The organism is Tenacibaculum pelagium (genome assembly GCF_014062345.1).
GTDB lineage: Bacteria > Bacteroidota > Bacteroidia > Flavobacteriales > Flavobacteriaceae > Polaribacter > Polaribacter pelagius.
This window is the reverse complement of the sequence record NZ_JACGLS010000001.1, coordinates 156,767-178,840: the sequence shown is the minus strand read 5'-3', so window position 1 is coordinate 178,840 and position 22,074 is coordinate 156,767. Positions and strand designations below refer to the sequence as shown.

The window sequence follows — 22,074 nt, the reverse complement described above, 5'->3', positions numbered from 1 at the left end:
TACTAAACTTACTATACGATTTCTATAATCTCAACTTTAAATAGATTATCAAAAATATCGAAAATCATTTGCGCTTCTTTTTTACGAACTGAAATCGTGTATTCACAATCCATTTCTAATTTTTGACCAATAATATTAAGGTTTCGCTCTTTTACAATACGTTGTACTTTATTCATCATATCGTATCCAAAAGAAAGTTTATATCGAATATCAATCGTTTTTTCAATAATTTCTGAAGCTTCTAAAGCGAGTTGTGCTGAATTTCGATATGCATTAATTAATCCCCCTACTCCTAGTTTAGTTCCTCCAAAATAACGAACAGATACGATTAAAATATTAGTCACATCAAAAGCTTGTATTTGACCATAAATTGGCATTCCAGCAGAGTTACTTGGTTCACCATCGTCATTAGCTCTAAATCGAATAGTCTCTGTGCCAAATTGCCATGCATAGCAGAAATGACGTGCAGTATGATGCTTCTTTTTTAAGCCTTCAATAGCTTCTTTTACATCTCTCTCATTAAAAACAGGAAAAGCATATCCGAAAAATTTACTATTACGGTCTTTAAATAATGTTTCTTCTGAAGGAACATCAATTGTTTTATAAGTGTCTTTAATCTCGCTCATTATGCCGAAGCTACTAATAAAATACTAATTACTGCCAACCCAATACCAATCCAATTTTTCTTAATCAGCTTTTCTTTAAAGAAAGCCAATGCAAAAACTGTGGTTAATATTACAATAGATACATTATTAATGGTAAATAATGTTGAACTTTCTAAACCTTTTGTTTGTAAAGCTTTTATTAAAAATTCCATTGAATAATAATTAGGGATTCCTAAAGCAATTCCTCCTACTAAATTTTTCCAATGAAACTTAAATTTACCATTAATCATTTGAGTGATTACAACAAAAGTTCCTAATATAAATGCACAACCAAAAATAGTGGCTAAAAACATTGGTACAGCTCCGTCTGAAACATAAGTAGATTCTACATATTTTAATCCAGCATCAATACAACCTGAGCCTACGAAAAGTAATAAAGGAAATAGTAGGTTTTTAAATTTTACAGGAGAGGTATCGCTTTTTGCTGATGATAAATAAACAGCAATCAAAGCCATTAAGATTCCAATAATTTTTACTAAACCAACACTCTCTTTATAAACAAATATTCCAACAATAATTGGAATTACTACAGACATTTTACCTGCAACTGACGCTACTGACAATCCGTTTCTTTGTGCGGTTATCCCCATCACATTAAATACCGATATGAATAAGAAACCTAAACAGAAAGCACCGGTAAACCAAGGTTGTTGTGTAATTTCTGAAATAGATAAAGGTGTACTTGATGTAAACAATCCAAACGATAAAGCAATTGCGTAGTTAACAACAATGGCTTGAAGCGTATTGATTTTAAAAACATCAAAGAGTTTGAAAATAACAAATAATAAACTCGAAATTAGAATACTTAAAACTAAATAAATCACGCTATAAACTCTTTTCTTTTTAATAAATCAACTACATCATCATCTCCAGGGATTAAGTGCCAAACATGCATTCCTAATTCTTTAGCTGCATCTGTATTTTCTTTAGTGTCATCAATAAAAATAGTTTCCGAAGCTTCTAATTTATTTTCATTTAAAACAAACTCATAAATATTAGCATTTGGTTTTCTAAAATTGATTTCGTGAGACAAATAAAATTGTTCGAAACAGTTTTTAAACTCATTGTATAATTTCATTCCCCAATCGTTTTGGATCCAAGAAATATGTAAGTCGTTTGTATTACTTAATAAGAAAATGCGGTATTTATTAGTGACTACTAACTTCTTTAAAAAGGCTAATCTATGCTTAGGGAAATCTAATAAAATCGCATTCCAAGCAAAAACTAAATCTTTCTTAGGGATTGAAAATTTTTCATAAAAAAAGTTGATAAACTCTTCAGTTGAAATAAGTCCCATCTCATACTGATAATATTGTTGTAACATTTCATCAGTAATCTCAGTAACTCCTAATTTTGCTAACTCTTTATAAGTAGCTTCTTTATCTAAATTGATGAATATATCACCAAAATCAAAAATGATATTTTTAATCATTTATATATATCTTTAATACATCGCTTCCGATGCTTTCTTCTTTTTTTAATTTTCCTTTTAAAACAGGTGCTTCTACCCCACTCTTAAATTCATTTAGACCAGTAAAAACTCTAGCCTCATCCCATAAATTAGCATCAATAAAAGTTTGTAAAGTTTTAGCACCTCCTTCTATAATTATTGATTGAATATTTTCTTCTTGAAGAACAGTACAAACTTGCTCAGCTAGATTAGGAGAAAAATCTATTTGTTTAAAAAGTAGATCTTCTTGGGGTTCAATTTTGTTTTTTGAACCTGTTAAAACAATTGTTTTTACGTTATTGTCAAAAACATTTACATCTGTAGGAATTCGTAAATTTTTATCTAAAACAATTCTAATAGGGTTGTTTCCTGTCCAACTACGAACATTTAATGATGGATTATCAGCAATAACCGTATTCGTACCAACTAGGATAGCATGCTCTTCACTTCTCCATTTATGCACTAACTGTTGTGAGTATTGATTGGAAATCCAAACAGGTTTTTGTGCATTTTTAGTTAGCGGAGCTATAAATCCATTAGTTGTTTCTGCCCATTTTAAAATAATATAAGGGCGTTTTTTATTTTGAACTGTAAAAAATCGTTTGTGATGTTCTTTACATTCTTTCTCTAAAATTCCAACAACTACATTGCAACCAGAATTTTCGAGTCGTTCGATTCCTTTACCTGCTACTAGACTATTTGTATCTAAACATCCTATAACAACATTAGGAATCTTACTTTTTACAATTAAATCAGCGCAAGGCGGTGTTTTTCCATAATGTGAACACGGTTCTAACGTAACGTAAATAGTAGCTTCTTTTAAAAGTTCTGTATTTGTTACAGAATTTATAGCGTTTACTTCAGCATGATTTCCTCCATAAGGAGATGTATAACCTTCTCCTATAATTTTATTATTATGAACTACAACTGCACCTACAGATGGATTAGGTCTTGTGGTTCCAATTCCGTTTTTAGCAAGTTGTAAACAGCGTTGTATGTATTTTTCGTGATTCAAAAAATTATAGCTTTATTTTAACGTCCTCAGTTTTGTCTATTGGATACGTATGAGAAATACCAAAAACTTTATAGTTTAAATCACCTTTAAACTGCACTTTTAAACTTTGATTTAATAATGATGTTAGTATACCTCCTAAAATTCCGTTTTTATTGTTATCAAATACTTTTTTAGCAGGAATAACTACTTTTAAGGGAATTGTGAAATCTTCACGAGCTGGAACTTTAAATTCATCAGATGAAACTTGCGCTACTTCAACTCCGTTTATGATAACTTTAATTTCATCAGTTGAAATCTTGCCTCCAATATCATTTGGGTTTTTAAAGAAAGCATTTGCACCAATTCTAACAGTATCAGAAACAAAAGAAATTATTTTAATGTCATCTACCTTTAAGAAAACAGGTTTCTCTTTTATAGAACAACTAATAATTAATACGATTAATGCTAAAAAATAAACAAATTTCTTCATGTGTATTCGTGTTTTTTTTTGGTACTTTGCTCTTGCAAAAGTACTATATTCCTATGATTACTTCTGATTTTATTATAAGAGAAATTAAACCTGAAGATAACGCACAAATAGCACAAGTCATTCGTGATGTTTTAATTGAGTTTGGAGCTCCAAAAACAGGAACAGCTTATGAAGATAAGGCTACTGATGAAATGTTTGAAACATATCAAAAAGAGAAATCTTCTTACTTTGTAATAGAGCAAGATGATAAAATTATTGGAGGCGCAGGTTTTGCTTCTCTTGATAATTTTGAAGGAAATGTTTGTGAACTACAGAAAATGTATTTTTTGCCTATTGCGAGAGGAAAAGGATTAGGAAGTAAATTAATAAACCATTGCTTATCTAATGCTAAATCAAAAGGTTTTGAGCAATGTTACTTAGAAACTATGCCTTATATGGAAGCAGCTAGAGTTTTATATAGAAAAAACGGATTTGTAAGTTTAGAAAAGCCTTTGGGAAATACAGGGCATTATTCTTGTAGTGTATGGATGCTAAAAGAATTATAAAATGAGACTTAAGAATATTAGAACTTTTTTTAATAAAGAGCTTGAGGGTTTATATCCTCAAACAGAAATAGATACTTTTTTCTTTTTTTTAATCGAAGAATATTTAGGTTTTCAACGAATTGATTTAACAATGAAACCAGGTTTTGAAATTACTAAAGAAAAGAAAGAATTATTTCATGAAGCTATTATTCGATTAAAAAATGAAGAACCTATACAGTATATTTTAGGTTATACTGAGTTTTATGGATTACCTTTTAAAGTTAATACCAATACTCTAATACCTAGACCAGAAACTGAAGAGTTAGTAGAATGGATTTTATCTGAGGCTGATAAGGATTCAAATGTTACTATTTTAGATATTGGTACCGGTACGGGATGCATACCTATTACACTTGCAGAATATTTACCTGAAGCAACGGTTAGTGCAATTGATGTTTCTGAAGAAGCTTTAAAAATTGCAAATAAGAATGCTACTTTAAATAATGTTTCGGTTGATTTTATTAAAAAGGATATTCTAAAAACTGATGAGCTTAAAGAATACGATATTATTGTTTCAAATCCACCCTATGTAAGAAACCTTGAGAAAATAGAGATAAAAAACAATGTTTTAGAAAATGAACCTCATTTAGCATTGTTTGTAGAAGATGACAATCCGTTGATTTTTTATAATAAGATCGCTGATTTAGCTAAAAAATCGCTTACTAAAAAGGGATTATTGTTTTTTGAAATCAATCAATATTTAGGAAAAGAAACCGTTGATATGCTAAAAGAAAAGGGCTTTAAAAACATAGAACTTCGTAAAGATTTATTTGGTAATGATAGAATGATTAAAGCTAGTTTGTAATAGCAATCATTGTTATTTTTAAAGCAGAAATCAGTTTATGAATTTCTTCTTCATTGTAAGAGGCAAACCCAATTCTTATTGCATTATGTTTTGTGTTTGCTAAATCATAGCGTTGCCACTCGCCTATTTCCAATTGATGCTTTCTTGCTTCAATTTCTACTTGTTTCCAAGAGTATTTCTTATTTAGTTTTACCCAAACAGCCATTCCTCCTTTTGGGATTTTAAACTCAAAATAATTACTTAATTTGTCTTTTAATAATTGACAAAATAAATCTCTACGTTGCTTATAAATTTTCATCACCTTTCTTATATGACGATCTAAATCACCAGATTTAATAAAATCAGCAAACGTTAATTCTAAAAGTGCATCTCCTTGTCTATCTACAAATCCACGGAGTTTTGCTGCTTCATTTACAAACTCTTTAGAAGCTATTAAATAACCGATTCTAAAAACTGGTGCCACAGTTTTACAAATAGAACCAATGTAAATAACATTTCCGTTATTATCATGACTTGCTAACGGCAAAATAGGTGCATGATTGTAATTAAAGTCGTAATCATAATCATCCTCAATAATCGCAAAATTATACTCTTTAGCTAAGTTTAATAAATGAATTCTTCGTTCGGCTGATAAGGTTACTGTTGTTGGGTGATGATGGTGTGAAGTAACGTAAACAGCTTTTATCTGTTGTTTTTTACAGAGCTCTTCAATCTGATCTATTACAAGCCCATTCTCATCTACAGCAACTCTTTTTAAAGTAGCTTTTTGATCTAAAAAATTATAATCTGCAGAAGCGTAGTTAGTTTCACCTACAACAATTACATCTTTACTTTTTAGTAATAACTGAGAAGATAACCAGATTCCCATTTGACTTCCTCGAGTTATTAGAATATTATCTTTTGTAATTTGTAAACCTCTAGTAGTGTTTAAGTATTCTACTAAAGTTAATCGTAATTTATCATTACCAAAAGTAGAGCCATAGCCCATTTCTTTATAGATGTTCTTTTTAGATGCAATTCTTCGGTATGTTCTTGCAATTTCTTCAGTAGGAATCAATCTTCCATCTGATGTTCCGTCATTTATGTAGATTGTGTTTTCTTTTTTTACACTTACTTTATGAGGAAAAATTTCATTAGCATAAAATGTAAATCCTGATTTGTTTTTCTCATTCTTTGATTGAGCTTCTATCAATTTAGACTGATCTAATAAGGGCAAGTTGTTATGTACAAAAGTTCCTTTTTTAGAAATGCTTTCTACCCAACCTTGTAAACTCAATTCCTCATAACACGAAACCACCGTTTTTCTGTGTATATTTAGTAATTCTGCTAAACTTCTTGAGCCAATTAATTTAGTTCCAGAAGTCAACTTCCCTTCTTTAATTAAATTAATAAATTGATTAGATAGTTGTAAATACAAAGGTTCTTTACTTTTTCTATTTAATATTAAGCTGGTTTTATACGGAAACATCTGGACTATTTATTATTTTTATTCTGGACGAATATTGTAGTCCATAAAAGTAGTATTTTTGGATAACAAAACAACTAAAGAATGATTAAACAAGATTTAAAATCAACAGAATACAACGAGTACTATAAAAGATATATTAATAAAGTATCTGATAATACAGAATTAGCAACTGGTTTTGAAGATGACAAAAAAATGGTAATTGATTTCTTTTCTTCAATTCCAAATGAAAAATTAGAATATAAATATCAGCCAGAAAAATGGAGTATTAAAGAAGTTTTACAACATATTATTGATACAGAGCGAATATTTATGTACCGTTTTTTTCGAATTGCAAGAAAAGACACAACTCCTTTAATAGGATTTGATCAAGATGTTTATATAGAACCTTCAGGAGCTAATGAAAAAACTATCGAAGCTTTACTTCATGAATTTACTGTAACTCGTTTAAACTCTATAAATCTCATCAATAGTATTTCTGAAGAAAATTTAAGTAACATGGGAGCAGCAAGTAATTCACCAGTTTCTGCAAGAGCTTGTGCTTTTATTTTATTAGGTCATAGTGTTTGGCATATAGAAGTTATTAAAGAACGCTATTTATAATGTTAGATATTAGACCAAACTGCGAGCATTGTGGTAAAGATTTACCCAACACATCAACAGAAGCAATGATTTGTTCTTTTGAGTGCACTTATTGTAAAACTTGTGCTTTAGAAATATTTGAGAATGTGTGCCCAAGTTGTTCAGGTAATTTTGTGAATAGACCGATCCGACCTTCAAAAATGATTGAGAAATATCCAGCATCTACAGATAAAGTTTTTAAACCAAAAGATTTGGATAAGACTAAAATAAATTCAGAAAAATTTAAAAATATTTCACCGGAAAAAAGATGATTGAAATAAAAAAAGCAAAAGAATCTGACGCTGAGATTTTAGCGTTGCTAGGGCGTGTTACTTATGTAGAATCTCATGGGAATTTTATTGAAGATAAAACAGATTTGTTAAAATACTTGACTAAATCTTTTTCAGTAGTAAAAACTAGAGAGGATATTAAAAACAATAATAATTTATTTCTTATTCTCTATGTAGATGAATTGCCTGTTGGCTACGTAAAACTTGTATTAAAAGCCACTCACGAAAATGTGGAGTCAAAAAACAGTTGTCGATTAGAAAGAATTTATATTCTTGCTGATTTTTTACAGATGAAATTAGGGAAGCATTTTTTAGATTTCACTGAGCAAAAAGCAAAGAAATTGCAATTTGACACGATGTGGCTTTCAGTTTATGTTAAGAATAATAGAGCGATTCGATTTTACGAAAAAAATGAATTTAAAAATGTAGGTGAATTAAGCTTTTTAGTAAATGGTAAAGGGTACGATAATATCGTTTTCTCTAAAAAAATATAATTATGAAAGAATACGAAAAAACTAAACTGAATCGTGTAAAGCGAGGTCAGAATAGAGCTATTTATGATGTAGAAAAAATTAATACCATTTTAGATGCAGGTTTTCTATGTTATGTAGGCTACATATATGACGGTAAACCAATTACTATTCCGATGGCATATGCACGTAGAGATGATAAAATATATATTCACGGCTCTACAGCAAACAGAATGCTGCTATCTATTTTAAAAAGTGAAGAAACATCAATAACCGTAATGCATTTAGACGGATTAGTTTTAGCACGATCTGGATTACATCACTCTGTTAACTATCGTTCTGCTACACTTTTTGGAAGCTTAAAAAAGATAGAAAAAGACAGCGATAAATCGCAAATTTTAGGGTGGATTGTTAATCAAATGATGCCTAATCATTGGGGTTCACTTCGCCCAATGCATCAAAAAGAATTAGATAGAACTTTAGTCGTAGAGTTTACCATAGAAACTGCTTCTGCAAAAATTAGAGATGTAGGGGTTAATGATGAACCAGAAGATTACAGTTTGCCGATATGGGCTGGTGTTGTTCCTATAAAACAAGTTGCAGAATATCCTGTTTCTGATGAAAAATTAATAGAAGGTGTTTCAATACCAGAACATGTTTTAGCCTATTATCAACAAAACAAATAATCATTTTATTGCATCGTAAATTATCGTAAATTTCGCCTATGAAAATTTATGATGTAATTATTCTTACCGACCCTAGGTATATTAATCCTAAAGAAATTGATATTTATATTCAAAATGTTTTAGATGAAGACAATTATGTAAAAATTGCTTTAGAAAAACAAGGTTTAAAAGTTGGGAGACTTGCTTGGGATGACGCAACTTTTGATTGGTCGTCAACTAAATATATTTTATTCAGAACTACTTGGGATTATTTTGATCGTTTTTCTGAATTTTCTGTTTGGTTAAATAAAGTAAGTCAACAAACAATTTTATTAAATTCTGAAAATATTATTCGTTGGAATATTGACAAACACTATTTGTTAGATTTACAAAAAAACGGAGTTCATATCTGTGAATCTTATTTTGTTGAACTTGCTGAGAAAAGAAATTTACAAGAATTAGCAAATCTGTATAAGTTAACTGAGTTTGTATTAAAACCATGTATTTCTGGTGGAGGAAGACATACATATAAGATTAACCCAGAAAATATTGTAGAGCATGAAGAAGTTTTTTCTAAATTAATTTCAGAAGAAGCTATGATTCTACAGCCCTTTCAAAAAAACATCGTTGATAAAGGAGAAATATCTTTAATGGTAATGAACGGTAAGTATACCCACGCTGTTTTAAAAATAGCAAAACACGGAGATTTTAGAGTGCAAGATGATTTTGGAGGAACGGTACACGACTACTCTCCTACTCAGTCTGAAATAGAATTTGCTGAAAATGCTGTAAAAGCTTGTAAAGAACTGCCTATTTATGCGCGTGTAGATGTTTTTATGGATAATGATAATAAACTAGCGATTGCTGAATTAGAATTAATTGAACCTGAATTATGGTTTAGAAATTATCCAAAAGCTGCTGATGAACTTGCTAAAGGTATCAAACAATTAATAACTGCCTAATCATGAAAAAAGTCTTTAAAATAATTGGAGTAATACTGTTATTTGTTACAGTAGGGCTAGGAGTTTTATATTATACTAGTAATGAAAGTTTACCTAAAGGTGAAGAAGGTATTGAGGCAGATGCTTTAGCTTCGAAAATGTTAAATATATTGAATTATGAAGCGTATAAAAACACTCGCTTTTTAGAATGGTCATTTAGAGGTAAACATTTTTATAAATGGGATAAACAAGAAAATACAGTGGATGTATCTTGGGATAATAATAAAATTATTCTAGACACAAAATCACCTGAAAAAAGTAAAGTTTTCGTTGATGCTAAATTGGTTGATAATCCAGAAATACTAAAAAAAGCAACTGATTATTTTAACAATGATAGTTTTTGGTTAGTTGCTCCTTATAAGGTTTTTGAAGATGGAATTAAACGTAAAGTTGTTTCATATAATGATAAAAAAGCATTAATGATAACTTACACTAGTGGAGGTTCGACTCCTGGAGATTCATATTTATGGATCTTAGACGAATCAGGAAAACCTACTTCATTCAAAATGTGGGTATCTATTATACCTACTGGAGGTATGAAAGCCACTTGGAATGATTGGGCAACAACCCAGTCGGGTGCAATTTTACCAACGAAACATCAGTTGCCTATCGGTACTTTAGATATGGGTGATGTAAAAGGTTATAATTAATTTTGAATAAAGATATTTTACATAAAGATGTTCAGCTTTTTATAAACGAAAATTTAAAAGCAAACATTAATGAGTTAATTTTAAAAGGAAGTCCTTTTAAAAATGTAACTATACAAGAGTTAGCGAACCAAATAATAGCTAAACAAAAATCTCAAAAAAAGCTACCAACTTGGTTTAATTGTAGTAATATCTACTATCCTCCTAAGCTAAGTATTGAACAAACTTCGTCTGAAATTACTGCTAATTATAAGTCTAAAATTATTGAAGGAAAATCAATTATTGATATAACAGGTGGTTTTGGTGTTGATTGTTTTGCTTTTTCAAAACATTTTGATGAAGTTATTCATTGTGAAATTAATCAGAAACTATCTGAAATAGTCAACTATAACTACCAAGAATTTGGAGTAGATAACATTAAAACAATTGCACAAGACGGATTAGAATATTTAAAAAGAACTACTCAAAAATTCGATTGTATTTATATTGACCCTTCAAGAAGAAATGATTTAAAAGGAAAGGTCTTTTTATTGAAAGATTGTTTACCTAATGTTCCTGAAAATATTGATTTTTTGTTTGAAAAATCAGATACACTTTTAATAAAAAACTCTCCAATATTAGATATCACTTCTACTATAAATGAATTGAAATTTGTCAAAGAAATTCATATAGTATCGGTAAATAACGAAGTAAAAGAGTTGCTTTTTTTACTCGAACAAAGTTTTAAAGGGGTTATTGAGGTAAAAACATCTAACATATTGAAAAACAGTATTCAATATTTTTATCTTAAATTAAGTTTAGATGCTGACTCAACTTACTCGTTACCTGAAAATTACTTATACGAACCTAATGCTGCTATATTAAAATCTGGTGGATTTTCTGAAGTAAGTCATCAGTTAAAAGTAAATAAGCTTCATCAACATTCTCATTTATATACCTCAAAAGAAGTATTAGAAGATTTTCCAGGTAGAATTTTTAAAATTCAAAATGTATTTCCCTACAATAAAAAGAAATTAAAAAAGCATATTACCGCGAAAAAGGCAAATATTACTACAAGAAATTTCCCTAAAACCGTTGCTCAAATCAGAAAAGAAACAAAGTTAAAAGATGGTGGAGATGTTTATTTGTTTTTTTCTACAGATATGAACAATGAATTAATTGTTATTGATTGTGTAAAAATTAATTAGGCCCTTACTGCAATAAATCTAGTTTTTTACCGTTTGTTAAGCAAATGAGTCCCTATCTCAGGCGTGTTTTGTTCGTTAAGGGGTAATAAAACATGCCGAAAAGCCTTGACTCAAACAAGGCTTTTCAATTCCCTTACTTTTAAGTACATTTGTTTATAACATGAAACAAGCAAGTGTTTACCAATCTATAAAGCTTTCAAAAAAATCTTCATCAAAAATAGAAGACAACTTAGTTATTGAAGCTCCATTACAAATTAATATAAATAAAGAAGCCTATACCGTTGTTATGAGAACTCCGGGCAATGACGTAGAGCTTGTAAGAGGCTTATTATATGCTGAAGACATATATAAAAAAGAGGAAAATTTAAACATTAGTTTTATTGAAAACAATGATGATTTTTCAGCTGTTTTAAATGTGGATATCTCTAAAGAAAGTTTAGGTAAAGGTTATTTAAATAAACGAACTCTTTTGTCGGTTTCCTCTTGCGGAATTTGTGGTAAAAAAGAATTAGGTGATTTAAAAACAAATGGTAATTCATTAAAAAACAATATTAAAGAATCAGTTAATATAAGTATTGATATGTTTTTAAAAATGAGTGATTTGCAGTTTTTATTTAAGAAAACTGGCGGAAGCCATGCATGTGCAGTTTTTAATTCAAAAAAAGAGCTATTAACTATAAAAGAAGATATTGGACGTCATAACGCAGTTGATAAATGTGTTGGTGATTTACTTAATAATAATAAGCTTAAAAATGCCAATTATATGTTGGTTAGCGGACGTGTTTCTTACGAGATTGTATCGAAAGCTTTTCTAGCAAAAATTCCAATAATAATTGCAGTATCTGCATGTTCATCTTTAGCTGTTGATTTTGCTAAAGAATTCGGAATTTGTTTGATTGGTTTTAGCAGAGACGAGAAAATGACTATTTATTCAAATCCTCAATATATTAATTATGAGCGATAAAAAAATACAGGCACAACCGCCTGAAAAATTAACAGGAATTGAGCTTATAGATATTCCTGAAAAAGCAGTAGGAACAAAAGCAATTAAATCAGCTTTAAATCATGTTTTTACTGAAACTGGTGTTGCTAAAGGAATCAGTTTACTAAAAAACATCAATCAAATAAATGGTTTTGATTGCCCTGGTTGTGCATGGCCCGATCCAGATGAAAAAAGAGCTTTTTTAGCTGAATACTGTGAAAACGGAGCAAAAGCAATAGCTGAAGAAGCTACTAAAAATAGAGTTTCTCCCCTATTTTTTGCTACGCATTCTGTTGAAGAAATGTCTGAATGGTCTGATTATGAAATCGGAAAAAGTGGAAGAATCACACATCCAATGGTTTTAAAAGAAGGAAGTTCTCATTATGAAGAAATATCTTGGGATGATGCTTTTAAGCTGATAGGGAAAGAATTAAACGATTTAGACTCACCAGACGAAGCTATTTTTTACACTTCTGGTAGAACGAGTAATGAAGCCGCTTATTTATATCAACTTTTTGTGCGTCAGTTTGGTACTAACAACTTACCAGATTGTTCTAATATGTGTCATGAAAGTAGTGGTAGTGCACTTTCAGAGACCTTAGGCATTGGTAAAGGATCGGTTACTTTAGACGATTTTAATCATGCTGATTTGGTGATTGTTATGGGGCAAAATCCTGGAACAAATCATCCAAGAATGTTAACAGCATTATCAGAAACTAAAAAGAATGGAGGTAAAATAATGACTATTAATCCACTTCCAGAAGTTGGATTAATGAATTATGTTGATCCTCAAAATCCTTTAAAATGGTTAGGTTCAGGTCAAAAATTAACCGATTTATTTCTTCAAGTTAAAATCAATGGTGATGTAGCATTATTAAAAATCATCTTAAAATTGATGAAAGAAAGAGAAAATGAGAAACCAAATTCAGTTTTCAATCATCAGTTTATCAAAGAAAAAACATATGGAATAGATGAGTTTTTAGAAGATTTAGACAATTATAGTATTGAAAGTTTGCTCCCTCAAACTGGTTTAAGTTTAAAAGAAATAAAAGAGGCTACTGAGCTTATAATAAATAACGATAAGATAATTATTTGTTGGGCCATGGGGTTAACACAGCATAAAAATGCTGTTGATAATATTCGTGAAGTTGTAAATCTATTACTTTTAAAAGGGAGTATTGGTAAAAAAGGAGCTGGTACTTGTCCTGTTCGTGGTCATTCTAATGTACAAGGAGATCGTACTATGGGTATTTGGGAAAAACCTAAAGACGTTTTTTTAGATAGTCTAGAGAGAGAATTTAAATTTAAAACTCCACGAAAACATGGTTATGATGTAGTAGCTGCTATTGAAGCTATGCATGCTAATAAAGCAAAAGTATTTATTGGTATGGGAGGTAATTTTATTTCTGCTACTCCCGATACAGAATACACAGCTGATGCTTTAAGAAATTGTGATTTAACAGTACACGTTTCTACCAAGTTAAACAGAAGTCATTTAATACATGGTAAACAAGCTTTAATTTTACCTTGTCTAGGACGTTCAGAAAAAGACGTTCAAAGTTCTGGTGAACAATTTGTTTCAGTAGAAAACTCAATGGGTGTTGTGCATCAATCTAAGGGGCATTTAGATCCTTTATCAGAATACTTGTTAAGCGAACCTACTATTGTTGCTAAAATGGCTGAAGCTACTTTAAAAAACAGTATTGTAAAATGGAGTGATTTAGCTTCAAATTACGATTTAATTCGCGATAAAATTGAAGCAACGATATCTGGTTTTGATAACTATAATAGTAGGGTGCGCAAAAAAGGAGGATTTTATTTACCTAATAATGCTAGAGATAATAACTTCTCTCCTACACTAACAGGTAAAGCAAATTTTACAAATAATTTACCTACAGATATTGTTTTAGAAAATAATCAGTTTATGCTGATGACTATTCGTACGCACGATCAATATAATACCACTATTTACGGATTAGATGATCGTTATAGAGGAGTTTTAAACGAACGTAGAATTGTGTTTATGAATCCTGATGACATGAAAGAACAAGGTTTATCTAAACTCAATAAAGTAGATTTAATAAGTCATTTTAAAGGAGAAAAAAGATATGCTAAAGGGTTTTTAGTAATTCCTTACAGCATACCAAAACAATGTACAGCAACGTATTTTCCAGAAGCGAATGTGCTAGTTCCTATTCAAAGTAAAGCGAGAATAAGTCATACGCCAGCTTCAAAAACAATAATAATAACTGTTGAAAAAAACGTTAATTAAAAAAGATTTGTATTTTAGTCGTTGAATTTAACAAAATCAAGCCCAAATTATGCCTTTTATTGAAGAAGACAAGTTTAAGTTAATACAAGAAGATTTAGATAACTCAAAATTAAAACGAGAAGAAGCTGAAACTGAATTAACCAAAGTTCAAGAAGATTTTTCTAGTTTTAAAAAGAAATCTAAAATTACTCCTATTCTATTAGGATTATTATTGGGTGCAGCATTAGGTGCAACGTATTATTTTTATACCAAGGGAGGTGCTTCAATGTCTTCGTCTGATATAGCTGAAATTAAAAAAGAAGAATCAATAAGAGTTATTGATAGTATTAGCAGAGCTCAAGCTAGAGCAAAAAGAAACGGTAAATCTTTTGATTCTGAAGATGGTTTTAACGCAGGTAATAACGGTCTTTCTGTAGCAGATGCTAAAGCTGATATATCTTCTGGAGAAACAATTTACTCTGTGCAAATAGGGATTTTCTCAAGTAAAAACTACCCATTATTATCGTCTTCAACCATACCTTCAACAGTTACTAAAGACAATGGATTCTTCAAATATTCTATAGGATTGTTTGAAACTTTAAATGAAGCTAAATATCTAAAAAGAGAACTTATTAAGATAGGTTTTAAAGATGCCTTTATTGCTTCTTATGTTGATGGTGAACGTCAAAAAATACACAATTAATTAAATTTTAATGAAATATAAAATTTTCAAACGAACACTCATACTAAGTTTTTTTATGAGTGTTCATTTTTTTTATGCTCAAACTGAAGCCCCAGAAAAAAAGACCCAAATAGGTTTTGGACAAGTAGACTTTCTATCTATTAAAATGCCAGACAATGAAGCTAATATGGATTTCACAGGGCTTCATTATAATTTAAAACTCAATGATTGGAGTTATGCTGGTGTTGGACTTTATGGTGCTGTAGGTGGTATTAGAGGTGGTTTTTTTACCTTAGGTGTTAACGCAGGTATTCAACAAAAATTAACAGATAAATTATTTATCGATGCTGGCTTCCATTTTGGAGGAGGTGGTGGAGCTGCTGCACCTGATGGTGGAGGCGCATTCATATTACCTCACTTTAATTTAGGATACGATTTTAAACATTTTTCTGCTACAGCAGGATATAGCTATGTTAACTTTTTTGATGGTGGAGATATTAATAGCAATCAGTTTAATGTTGCTGTTCAAATTCCATTATCATTCGAAGCATCTAACTTTAAGGATAGAGAAAATAGTTTTTCAATTGAAAATCTAAAAGAGTCTTCATGGAAGTCTCAAGCAAATAGACTTTCTCTTTTAGTGCATTTAAATAATTTATCAGTTAAGGGTGAATCTCAGTTTACTGGAGGAGAAATGATTAAAGGGCGTACAATTCGCTTAGCAGGATTTGAATTGAATTCTTATGTAAATGATAATGTTTTCTTTTTTGTAAAAGCTGACGGTGCTTATCATGGTATTCAAGCTGGTTATATGGATGTTTTCTTAGGAGGAGGTTATCATTTATCAATGAATAAAAACCGAACGAATATCTTAGCGAAATTTGGAGTCGGTGCCGGAGGTGGCGGTGGCGTTGATACTAAAGGAGGTTTTTTAATTTACCCAGACTTATCGATAGAACAAAAGTTATTTGATAATGTTTACGCTTCTATTAATAAAGGGTACATGATGAGTCCAGATTCTCACTTTATTTCCTCTACTCTAGGATTTGGTTTAAAATATTATGTAGATAAAGATGGAACTATTTCTGATCAAAGAGAATTTGATAACGGAAAACTTAAAGGTTTTGAAGCAATAATAAAACAAGATTTATATCTTGATGCTGCTAGAAATGGTGGATTTAATCAAAACATGCATCAAATATCGTTGCAGATCAACTTTTTCTTAAACAAATACATCTACGGAGCAGGACAAACATCTTTTGCTAATTTTGGTGATGCTGGTGCTTATGCTGAAGGTATTGTTGGTTTAGGTGTACAATCAAATACATTTTTTAACAATACGACATCTATTTTTGCTCAAGTGTTAGGAGGAGCTGCTGGAGGTGGTGGAATTAGTACAGGGCAAGGTTTAATTGTAAAGCCAAGTATGGGAATAAATTATAAACTTACAGATAAATTAAATATAAGAGGAGGTCTTGGATATGTTAAAGCTCGTGGCGGTAGTTTAAGTAGCACTTATTTAAATTTCGGGATGAGTTATAACTTTTCTTTTTTAAGTATGAAGTAATTATATAATTGATTCAATAAAAAAGCAGCTAATAAATATTTATTAGCTGCTTTTTTATTATAAATTGAAATTATTTTTGAAATAACTTATTTACTTCATCTACACTAATAAATTTAGAAACCGTAGTTACATCAGGATCTCTACTTATATATTGTTTTATTTGAACTTTTACTTCATTATCATCTTGACGTTCGTATCTAAAATAAACAGCGTCTCCATTTGCTTTAACCTTATATACTTGTCCCGGATTTTCAAAACCACTTACCAAAAACTGATGTAATTTATTAAAGTCATCATTCTCGTTTTTAAATGTAAATGATACATATTCATTTATTGGGTCATTCATATTCTTATAAAATATACTATAAGATTCGTCTCCAACTTTTTCTATGTATACAAATTCTACATGTGCTACTACTTCTGTTCTGGCAGTATCAATAAACTCTATTTGAGAGTAACCAACTGCAGAGATAAATAAAGTTGCTAAAAGGATTATTTTTTTCATAAGGGTTAAAGATTTGGAATTATTGATTTTTAATTAGTTAATAGAACGTCCTTAAAAGTAAAAAATTATAATTTAATGTTTTTTGTTTTCTAAAACATTTTATACAGAGTAGTAATAATAACTCCTTTTTTGTTTTTTAAAGGAATTCTCAATAATTGTCTTTTCTTTTTAATTTTTAAATTAAATGGAGAAACTAACAAGTCTATACCACTTTGTTTTTTTAATCGAATACCTTGTCCTGAAATAATATCTTTATTAGGAATAAATTCTCCTTCAGGAACATGTTCAGTTAAAATAATGTATTTAAAAACGGATAGTTTTTCTACTACATTTTTCACTTCTTTATTTGATAAATGCTGTAACACTTGCCTTATTATGGCACAATCTCCCATAGGTAAATCATCCTTTGCTATATCTAAACAATGAAACTCTAAGTTGTCCTTTTGAAAAACAGATTTATTATACTCTATAAGATTTCGAACAATATCAACTGCTATATATTTTTTCGAATACTGAACTAACTCTTTCCCTACATTAAAGTCACCACAGCCTAAATCACACACTGTAAGTGGTTCTTTAAATGATTTTAAAAATGACCTTATCACAGCTAAATATGGTTCAATAATATTTGCTTTGTGAGAGCCTTCTCCAGAATAAAACTCTGATGTGTTACCTCCCCAAAGATTCATTTCATAAACTTGTTCCATTGCCTTTTTTGTTGGCCATGGCTTTTTTACTTTTTCAACCATAATTAACTGTAATGCAGATTATTGTAAGATCTAAATTCATAACTTTAATTTATTTTTAGTAGCTTTATAGGTAATCATCACATAATCAAAAACTTAATTAAAATGAAGAAAATAATAATTTTATTGATTTTAGCGACATGTGGAGTTTCTTATGCTCAAAAAACAAATATAAAAACGAATAAGATAAAAGAGAAATACAAAAATCTATTTTATAAAAACCCTAAAAAGTATAACAATCAAGAACAGATATTTAAAGTAGATAAAATTGTTTTTTCTACTAGTTACAAAGGTTCAAAACTAAAAAGTATTTATCAGATTTCCATTCATGGTAAGGTTAACAATAATGATGAACGAGTTTTACACAATGCAAAATCAATTGATGAATTGAAATACTATAAATCTATTTTAAAAGGAAAATATAAAAAGATTTTATTTATCGAATACGATTATTTTGTTAGTAATAAAAAATATCATGATACTTCAATTACTGTTGAATTTTAAAAAATTAACTAATATTGCTCCAAAGACCACTTGTTTTCTGAATTTGAGTAAAAACTTTTAATAAACTAGCATTTTCTGACTTAGATAAAGCAGGATCATCCTGTAATACATTTATTGCTGTTTGACGGGCAGCATATAATATTGAGGTATCTTTCACTACATCAGCAATTTTAAGATTTAAAACTCCACTTTGCTGAGTTCCCATAATATTACCGGGTCCACGTAATTTTAAATCAACTTCAGCAATTTTAAAACCATCAGTAGTTTCGACCATGGTTTGTAAACGAGTTTTACCATCAGAAGAAAGTTTATAACTAGATAACAGAATACAGTAGCTCTGTTCAGCTCCACGCCCTACTCTACCTCTTAATTGATGTAGTTGACTCAATCCGAAACGTTCAGCACTTTCTATAACCATAACAGAAGCATTAGGTACATTAACTCCTACTTCAATAACCGTTGTAGCTACCATTATTTGCGTTTCGCCTTTTACAAAACGATTCATTTCATAATCTTTATCCGCAGGTTTCATTTTACCATGAACAATACTTATTTGATATTCTGGAGCAGGAAAATCGCGAACAATACTTTCATAACCATCCATTAAATCTTTATAATCCATTGCTTCCGATTCTTGAATTAATGGATATACAACATAAGCTTGACGGCCTTTGGCTATTTCATCTTTTAAAAATTTAAATACCCCTAAACGATTACTGTCATAGCGATGTACAGTTTTAATTTCTTTACGCCCTGGAGGTAATTCATCAATTACTGAAATATCTAAATCACCGTAAACAGACATTGCTAATGTTCTAGGAATTGGGGTTGCTGTCATTACTAAAACATGCGGTGGTAATTCGTTTTTTTGCCACATTTTAGAGCGTTGTGCTACTCCAAAACGATGTTGTTCATCAATAATTGAAATTCCTAAATTCTTAAATTTTACTTTATCTTCTAAAATTGCATGAGTACCTATTAAAATATGTAAAGTTCCATCTTCTAATCCTGCATGAATCTCTCTTCTTTTTTTAGTTTTACTCGACCCAGTTAGTAAATCAACTTTTATATCAGTTTCAGCGAGTAATTCAACTATTCCGTTGTAATGTTGTGTGGCTAAAATTTCTGTTGGCGCCATTATAGTTGCTTGATATCCGTTATCAATCGCTATTAGCATAGACAATAAAGCTACAATCGTTTTACCAGAGCCAACATCACCTTGTAACAATCTATTCATATGTGCACCAGAGCCAATATCTTTTCGTATTTCTTTTAAAACTCTTTTCTGAGCGCTTGTTAAATCAAAAGGTAAATGGTTTTTATAAAAGTTATTAAACTCCTCTCCTACCTGTTCAAAAACATATCCTTTAATTTTTGATTTTCTGATGAGTTTCTTTTGCAATAATTGCATCTGAATAAAAAATAACTCTTCAAACTTTAATCGATACTGAGCTTTGGCTAATAATTCTTGATTTTTAGGAAAATGTATATTTAACAATGAATCTCGCTTTCCTAATAACTGATGTTCGTTTAATAAACTGTTAGGAAGTGTTTCTTCAATATTACTAAAAACTTGTTGTAATAAATTTTGGAGCATGCTGCGCATCACCTTATTACTAATCCCTTTATTGCTTAGCTTTTCAGTTGATGGATATACTGGCTGCATTGCCATTTGCAATTTACTCTTATACTCTTTAACCGTTTCCATTTCTGGATGCGGCATATTGGCTGTGTTATTATACCAGTTTAACTTACCGTAAATTACATAAGGTGTATCAATTTTTAAACTATCTTTAATCCATTTAGCTCCTTTAAACCAAACTAAATCGATAGAACCTGTAGCGTCAGCAAAAGTAGCCACCAGCCTACTTCCTCTTTTTTGCTTTACTTCTTTTACCCCAGTAATTTTACCAACTATCTGAACTTCAGAAGAATTTTGTTGTAATTGATTAATCGTATAAAACTGAGTTTTATCGATATATCTAAACGGAAAAAGGTGCAATAAATCGTTACAAGTTTTAATACCTAATTCGGTATATAATAGCTCTGCTCTAGCAACACTAACACCTTTTATATATGTTACAGGGTGATTTAAATTCATTAAGAACGAAAATACAAAAAGCCATTAAAATCAACTATCTTTGCACTCTTAAATTCATCAAATGAGATTACATAGAAATTTAACGTATGCTGTGATTGATAGTTTACGTGACGTATTTAATGACGGAGTATATGCTGATAAGGCTGTAGAAAAAGCTTTAAAAAGAGATAAACGTTGGGGAGCACGCGATAGAAAGTTTGTTGCAGAAACCATATATGATATTGTTAGATGGCAACGTTTATATGCTGAAATTGCAAATGTAAAAGTACCTTATGCACGTCCTGATTTATGGCGTTTATTTGTTGTTTGGTGTGTTTTAAGAGGAATTAAATTACCGGATTGGAATCAAATTGAAGATACGCCTACAAGAAGAATAAAAGGACGCTTTGATGAGCTATCTAAAATCAGAAAATTTAGAGAGTCTATTCCTGATTGGATTGATGAATTAGGTGTTGAAGAATTAGGAGAAGTAATTTGGACGAAAGAAATTGCTGCTTTAAATAAAAAAGCGGAAGTTATTTTACGTACAAACACTTTAAATGTAACGAAAGAACACTTACAAAAAGACTTAAAAGCAGAAGGAATTGATACTGAATTTATAGCAGGTCATGATGATGCCTTACGTTTAGTAGAGCGTGCTAATGTTTTTAAAACAGAGGCTTTTCATAAAGGTTACTTTGAAGTACAGGATGCTTCTTCACAATTAGTAGCTTCTTACTTAGATGTTGAACCTGGTATGAAAGTAATTGATACTTGTGCAGGTGCAGGTGGTAAAACACTGCATATTGCTTCTTTAATGGAAAATAAAGGGCAAATTATAGCAATGGATATTTACGAGAGCAAATTAAAAAAATTAAAAGTTAGAGCTCGTAGAAACAAAGTACATAATATAGATTGTAAAGTTATCGACTCTACAAAAGTGATTAAAAAATTACATGGAAAAGCGGATAGAGTTTTAATTGATGCACCATGTTCTGGTTTAGGAGTTATTCGTAGAAACCCAGATAGTAAATGGAAATTGCAACCAGAATTTTTAGAAAATATTAAAGGAGTACAACAAGAAGTTCTACAAAAATATTCTAAAATGGTTAAACCTGGTGGTAAATTAGTATATGCCACTTGTTCTGTATTACCATCAGAAAATCAACAGCAAGTTGAATTTTTCTTAGCTTCAGACGAAGGAAAAGACTTTACTTTTGTTAAAGACCATAAAGTGTTATCTCATCAATCTGGTTATGATGGATTTTATATGGCTCAATTAGTTAGAAAGTAAACAATACAATTCAATAAAATTAAAAAGGCTCGAGATTATAATATCTCGAGCCTTTTTTCAATCAACTATTAAAAACTAACTAATCACTAAACTAACTCGTTAAGTAATTACACTTATATGACGATGGTT

24 protein-coding genes are annotated in these 22,074 nt (G+C 30.1%); 15 read left to right on the top strand and 9 right to left on the bottom strand.

Features of this window, described 5'->3' with window-relative positions; translation table 11 throughout:
- Positions 1 to 11: 11 nt before the first annotated feature.
- Genes H3Z83_RS00825 through H3Z83_RS00805 form a run of 5 tightly spaced genes read right to left on the bottom strand, consistent with a single transcriptional unit; the run spans position 12 to position 3,599 of the window.
- Positions 12 to 626 (bottom strand): IMPACT family protein, encoded by a 615-nt coding sequence (locus H3Z83_RS00825; protein ID WP_182123584.1) that lies wholly within the window; start codon positions 624 to 626, stop codon positions 12 to 14.
- A complete protein-coding gene (locus H3Z83_RS00820; RefSeq protein WP_182123583.1) occupies positions 626 to 1,489 on the bottom strand; it encodes a DMT family transporter in 864 nt (287 codons plus the stop codon). The genes H3Z83_RS00825 and H3Z83_RS00820 overlap by 1 nt, the downstream gene beginning before the upstream one ends.
- On the bottom strand, positions 1,486 to 2,097 hold the full coding sequence (locus tag H3Z83_RS00815) for an HAD-IA family hydrolase (protein WP_182123582.1): 612 nt from the start codon (positions 2,095 to 2,097) through the stop codon (positions 1,486 to 1,488). The genes H3Z83_RS00820 and H3Z83_RS00815 overlap by 4 nt, the downstream gene beginning before the upstream one ends.
- On the bottom strand, positions 2,090 to 3,130 hold the full coding sequence (gene ribD / locus H3Z83_RS00810) for a bifunctional diaminohydroxyphosphoribosylaminopyrimidine deaminase/5-amino-6-(5-phosphoribosylamino)uracil reductase RibD (protein ID WP_182123581.1): 1,041 nt from the start codon (positions 3,128 to 3,130) through the stop codon (positions 2,090 to 2,092). The genes H3Z83_RS00815 and ribD overlap by 8 nt, the downstream gene beginning before the upstream one ends.
- Before the next feature lie 4 nt (positions 3,131 to 3,134).
- Positions 3,135 to 3,599: an NDR1/HIN1-like protein gene (locus tag H3Z83_RS00805; protein WP_182123580.1), complete on the bottom strand. Its 465-nt coding sequence runs from the start codon at positions 3,597 to 3,599 to the stop codon at positions 3,135 to 3,137.
- 53 nt (positions 3,600 to 3,652) lie between these two features.
- Here H3Z83_RS00805 and H3Z83_RS00800 point away from each other — a divergent pair, with 53 nt between their 5' ends.
- Both H3Z83_RS00800 and prmC read left to right on the top strand, forming a co-directional pair.
- Positions 3,653 to 4,144 (top strand): GNAT family N-acetyltransferase, encoded by a 492-nt coding sequence (locus H3Z83_RS00800; RefSeq protein ID WP_182123579.1) that lies wholly within the window; start codon positions 3,653 to 3,655, stop codon positions 4,142 to 4,144.
- A 1-nt stretch (position 4,145) separates the two neighbouring features.
- Positions 4,146 to 4,988, top strand: coding sequence for a peptide chain release factor N(5)-glutamine methyltransferase (gene prmC / locus H3Z83_RS00795; protein ID WP_182123578.1), 843 nt, complete (start codon positions 4,146 to 4,148; stop codon positions 4,986 to 4,988).
- Here prmC and pdxR read toward each other — a convergent pair.
- The gene (gene pdxR, locus H3Z83_RS00790) at positions 4,978 to 6,456 is read right to left on the bottom strand and encodes a MocR-like pyridoxine biosynthesis transcription factor PdxR (RefSeq protein ID WP_182123577.1); all 1,479 of its coding nucleotides are present in this window, start codon (positions 6,454 to 6,456) and stop codon (positions 4,978 to 4,980) included. The two genes, prmC and pdxR, sit on opposite strands and share 11 nt — an antisense overlap.
- Before the next feature lie 81 nt (positions 6,457 to 6,537).
- Here pdxR and H3Z83_RS00785 point away from each other — a divergent pair, with 81 nt between their 5' ends.
- The 11 genes from H3Z83_RS00785 to H3Z83_RS00735 all read left to right on the top strand — a co-directional run bounded on the left by H3Z83_RS00785 (position 6,538) and on the right by H3Z83_RS00735 (position 16,816).
- Complete coding sequence (locus H3Z83_RS00785; RefSeq protein WP_182123576.1) at positions 6,538 to 7,056, top strand: DinB family protein; 519 nt, start codon at positions 6,538 to 6,540, stop codon at positions 7,054 to 7,056.
- The gene (locus tag H3Z83_RS00780) at positions 7,056 to 7,346 is read left to right on the top strand and encodes a DUF1272 domain-containing protein (RefSeq protein ID WP_182123575.1); all 291 of its coding nucleotides are present in this window, start codon (positions 7,056 to 7,058) and stop codon (positions 7,344 to 7,346) included. Before H3Z83_RS00785 ends, H3Z83_RS00780 begins: the two co-directional genes overlap by 1 nt.
- On the top strand, positions 7,343 to 7,858 hold the full coding sequence (locus tag H3Z83_RS00775; RefSeq protein WP_182123574.1) for a GNAT family N-acetyltransferase: 516 nt from the start codon (positions 7,343 to 7,345) through the stop codon (positions 7,856 to 7,858). The genes H3Z83_RS00780 and H3Z83_RS00775 overlap by 4 nt, the downstream gene beginning before the upstream one ends.
- 2 nt (positions 7,859 to 7,860) lie before the next feature.
- The gene (locus H3Z83_RS00770) at positions 7,861 to 8,520 is read left to right on the top strand and encodes a pyridoxamine 5'-phosphate oxidase family protein (RefSeq protein ID WP_182123573.1); all 660 of its coding nucleotides are present in this window, start codon (positions 7,861 to 7,863) and stop codon (positions 8,518 to 8,520) included.
- A 38-nt stretch (positions 8,521 to 8,558) separates the two neighbouring features.
- Positions 8,559 to 9,461, top strand: coding sequence for an ATP-grasp domain-containing protein (locus H3Z83_RS00765; RefSeq protein WP_182123572.1), 903 nt, complete (start codon positions 8,559 to 8,561; stop codon positions 9,459 to 9,461).
- A gap of 2 nt (positions 9,462 to 9,463) precedes the next feature.
- Positions 9,464 to 10,150: a hypothetical protein gene (locus H3Z83_RS00760; RefSeq protein WP_182123571.1), complete on the top strand. Its 687-nt coding sequence runs from the start codon at positions 9,464 to 9,466 to the stop codon at positions 10,148 to 10,150.
- A gap of 2 nt (positions 10,151 to 10,152) precedes the next feature.
- Positions 10,153 to 11,334: a class I SAM-dependent methyltransferase gene (locus H3Z83_RS00755; protein ID WP_182123570.1), complete on the top strand. Its 1,182-nt coding sequence runs from the start codon at positions 10,153 to 10,155 to the stop codon at positions 11,332 to 11,334.
- A gap of 160 nt (positions 11,335 to 11,494) precedes the next feature.
- On the top strand, positions 11,495 to 12,298 hold the full coding sequence (fdhD, locus tag H3Z83_RS00750; protein WP_182123569.1) for a formate dehydrogenase accessory sulfurtransferase FdhD: 804 nt from the start codon (positions 11,495 to 11,497) through the stop codon (positions 12,296 to 12,298).
- Complete coding sequence (locus tag H3Z83_RS00745; RefSeq protein WP_182123568.1) at positions 12,288 to 14,588, top strand: FdhF/YdeP family oxidoreductase; 2,301 nt, start codon at positions 12,288 to 12,290, stop codon at positions 14,586 to 14,588. Before fdhD ends, H3Z83_RS00745 begins: the two co-directional genes overlap by 11 nt.
- A 49-nt stretch (positions 14,589 to 14,637) precedes the next feature.
- A complete protein-coding gene (locus H3Z83_RS00740) occupies positions 14,638 to 15,270 on the top strand; it encodes a hypothetical protein (protein WP_182123567.1) in 633 nt (210 codons plus the stop codon).
- A gap of 55 nt (positions 15,271 to 15,325) precedes the next feature.
- Positions 15,326 to 16,816: a hypothetical protein gene (locus H3Z83_RS00735; protein ID WP_246337430.1), complete on the top strand. Its 1,491-nt coding sequence runs from the start codon at positions 15,326 to 15,328 to the stop codon at positions 16,814 to 16,816.
- A 70-nt stretch (positions 16,817 to 16,886) separates the two neighbouring features.
- Here the strand turns inward: H3Z83_RS00735 and H3Z83_RS00730 are convergent, their stop codons facing one another.
- Entirely contained in the window at positions 16,887 to 17,321 is a 435-nt protein-coding gene (locus H3Z83_RS00730) for a hypothetical protein (protein ID WP_182123565.1), read from the bottom strand.
- Between the two features lie 89 nt (positions 17,322 to 17,410).
- Positions 17,411 to 18,070: a class I SAM-dependent methyltransferase gene (locus tag H3Z83_RS00725; RefSeq protein WP_182123564.1), complete on the bottom strand. Its 660-nt coding sequence runs from the start codon at positions 18,068 to 18,070 to the stop codon at positions 17,411 to 17,413.
- A gap of 102 nt (positions 18,071 to 18,172) precedes the next feature.
- Between H3Z83_RS00725 and H3Z83_RS00720 the strand changes: the two genes are divergently transcribed.
- Positions 18,173 to 18,571, top strand: coding sequence for a hypothetical protein (locus tag H3Z83_RS00720; protein ID WP_182123563.1), 399 nt, complete (start codon positions 18,173 to 18,175; stop codon positions 18,569 to 18,571).
- A gap of 4 nt (positions 18,572 to 18,575) precedes the next feature.
- On the opposite strand, the gene recG is transcribed toward H3Z83_RS00720, so the two are convergent.
- Positions 18,576 to 20,672 (bottom strand): ATP-dependent DNA helicase RecG, encoded by a 2,097-nt coding sequence (recG, locus tag H3Z83_RS00715; RefSeq protein ID WP_182123562.1) that lies wholly within the window; start codon positions 20,670 to 20,672, stop codon positions 18,576 to 18,578.
- Between the two features lie 61 nt (positions 20,673 to 20,733).
- Between recG and H3Z83_RS00710 the strand changes: the two genes are divergently transcribed.
- Positions 20,734 to 21,945, top strand: coding sequence for an RsmB/NOP family class I SAM-dependent RNA methyltransferase (locus H3Z83_RS00710; RefSeq protein ID WP_182123561.1), 1,212 nt, complete (start codon positions 20,734 to 20,736; stop codon positions 21,943 to 21,945).
- The last annotated feature ends 129 nt before the right edge of the window (positions 21,946 to 22,074 follow it).

Bases quoted from the DNA above. Each gene is read 5' to 3' on its own strand.
- H3Z83_RS00825 (WP_182123584.1), bottom strand. From the start codon at position 626: ATGAGCGAGATTAAAGACACTTATAAAACAATTGATGTTCCTTCAGAA.
- H3Z83_RS00815 (WP_182123582.1), bottom strand. From the start codon at position 2,097: ATGATTAAAAATATCATTTTTGATTTTGGTGATATATTCATCAATTTA.
- H3Z83_RS00805 (WP_182123580.1), bottom strand. From the start codon at position 3,599: ATGAAGAAATTTGTTTATTTTTTAGCATTAATCGTATTAATTATTAGT.
- H3Z83_RS00800 (WP_182123579.1), top strand. From the start codon at position 3,653: ATGATTACTTCTGATTTTATTATAAGAGAAATTAAACCTGAAGATAAC.
- prmC (WP_182123578.1), top strand. From the start codon at position 4,146: ATGAGACTTAAGAATATTAGAACTTTTTTTAATAAAGAGCTTGAGGGT.
- pdxR (WP_182123577.1), bottom strand. From the start codon at position 6,456: ATGTTTCCGTATAAAACCAGCTTAATATTAAATAGAAAAAGTAAAGAA.
- H3Z83_RS00785 (WP_182123576.1), top strand. From the start codon at position 6,538: ATGATTAAACAAGATTTAAAATCAACAGAATACAACGAGTACTATAAA.
- H3Z83_RS00780 (WP_182123575.1), top strand. From the start codon at position 7,056: ATGTTAGATATTAGACCAAACTGCGAGCATTGTGGTAAAGATTTACCC.
- H3Z83_RS00775 (WP_182123574.1), top strand. From the start codon at position 7,343: ATGATTGAAATAAAAAAAGCAAAAGAATCTGACGCTGAGATTTTAGCG.
- H3Z83_RS00770 (WP_182123573.1), top strand. From the start codon at position 7,861: ATGAAAGAATACGAAAAAACTAAACTGAATCGTGTAAAGCGAGGTCAG.
- H3Z83_RS00765 (WP_182123572.1), top strand. From the start codon at position 8,559: ATGAAAATTTATGATGTAATTATTCTTACCGACCCTAGGTATATTAAT.
- H3Z83_RS00760 (WP_182123571.1), top strand. From the start codon at position 9,464: ATGAAAAAAGTCTTTAAAATAATTGGAGTAATACTGTTATTTGTTACA.
- fdhD (WP_182123569.1), top strand. From the start codon at position 11,495: ATGAAACAAGCAAGTGTTTACCAATCTATAAAGCTTTCAAAAAAATCT.
- H3Z83_RS00745 (WP_182123568.1), top strand. From the start codon at position 12,288: ATGAGCGATAAAAAAATACAGGCACAACCGCCTGAAAAATTAACAGGA.
- H3Z83_RS00740 (WP_182123567.1), top strand. From the start codon at position 14,638: ATGCCTTTTATTGAAGAAGACAAGTTTAAGTTAATACAAGAAGATTTA.
- H3Z83_RS00735 (WP_246337430.1), top strand. From the start codon at position 15,326: ATGAGTGTTCATTTTTTTTATGCTCAAACTGAAGCCCCAGAAAAAAAG.
- H3Z83_RS00730 (WP_182123565.1), bottom strand. From the start codon at position 17,321: ATGAAAAAAATAATCCTTTTAGCAACTTTATTTATCTCTGCAGTTGGT.
- H3Z83_RS00725 (WP_182123564.1), bottom strand. From the start codon at position 18,070: ATGGTTGAAAAAGTAAAAAAGCCATGGCCAACAAAAAAGGCAATGGAA.
- H3Z83_RS00720 (WP_182123563.1), top strand. From the start codon at position 18,173: ATGAAGAAAATAATAATTTTATTGATTTTAGCGACATGTGGAGTTTCT.
- recG (WP_182123562.1), bottom strand. From the start codon at position 20,672: ATGAATTTAAATCACCCTGTAACATATATAAAAGGTGTTAGTGTTGCT.
- H3Z83_RS00710 (WP_182123561.1), top strand. From the start codon at position 20,734: ATGAGATTACATAGAAATTTAACGTATGCTGTGATTGATAGTTTACGT.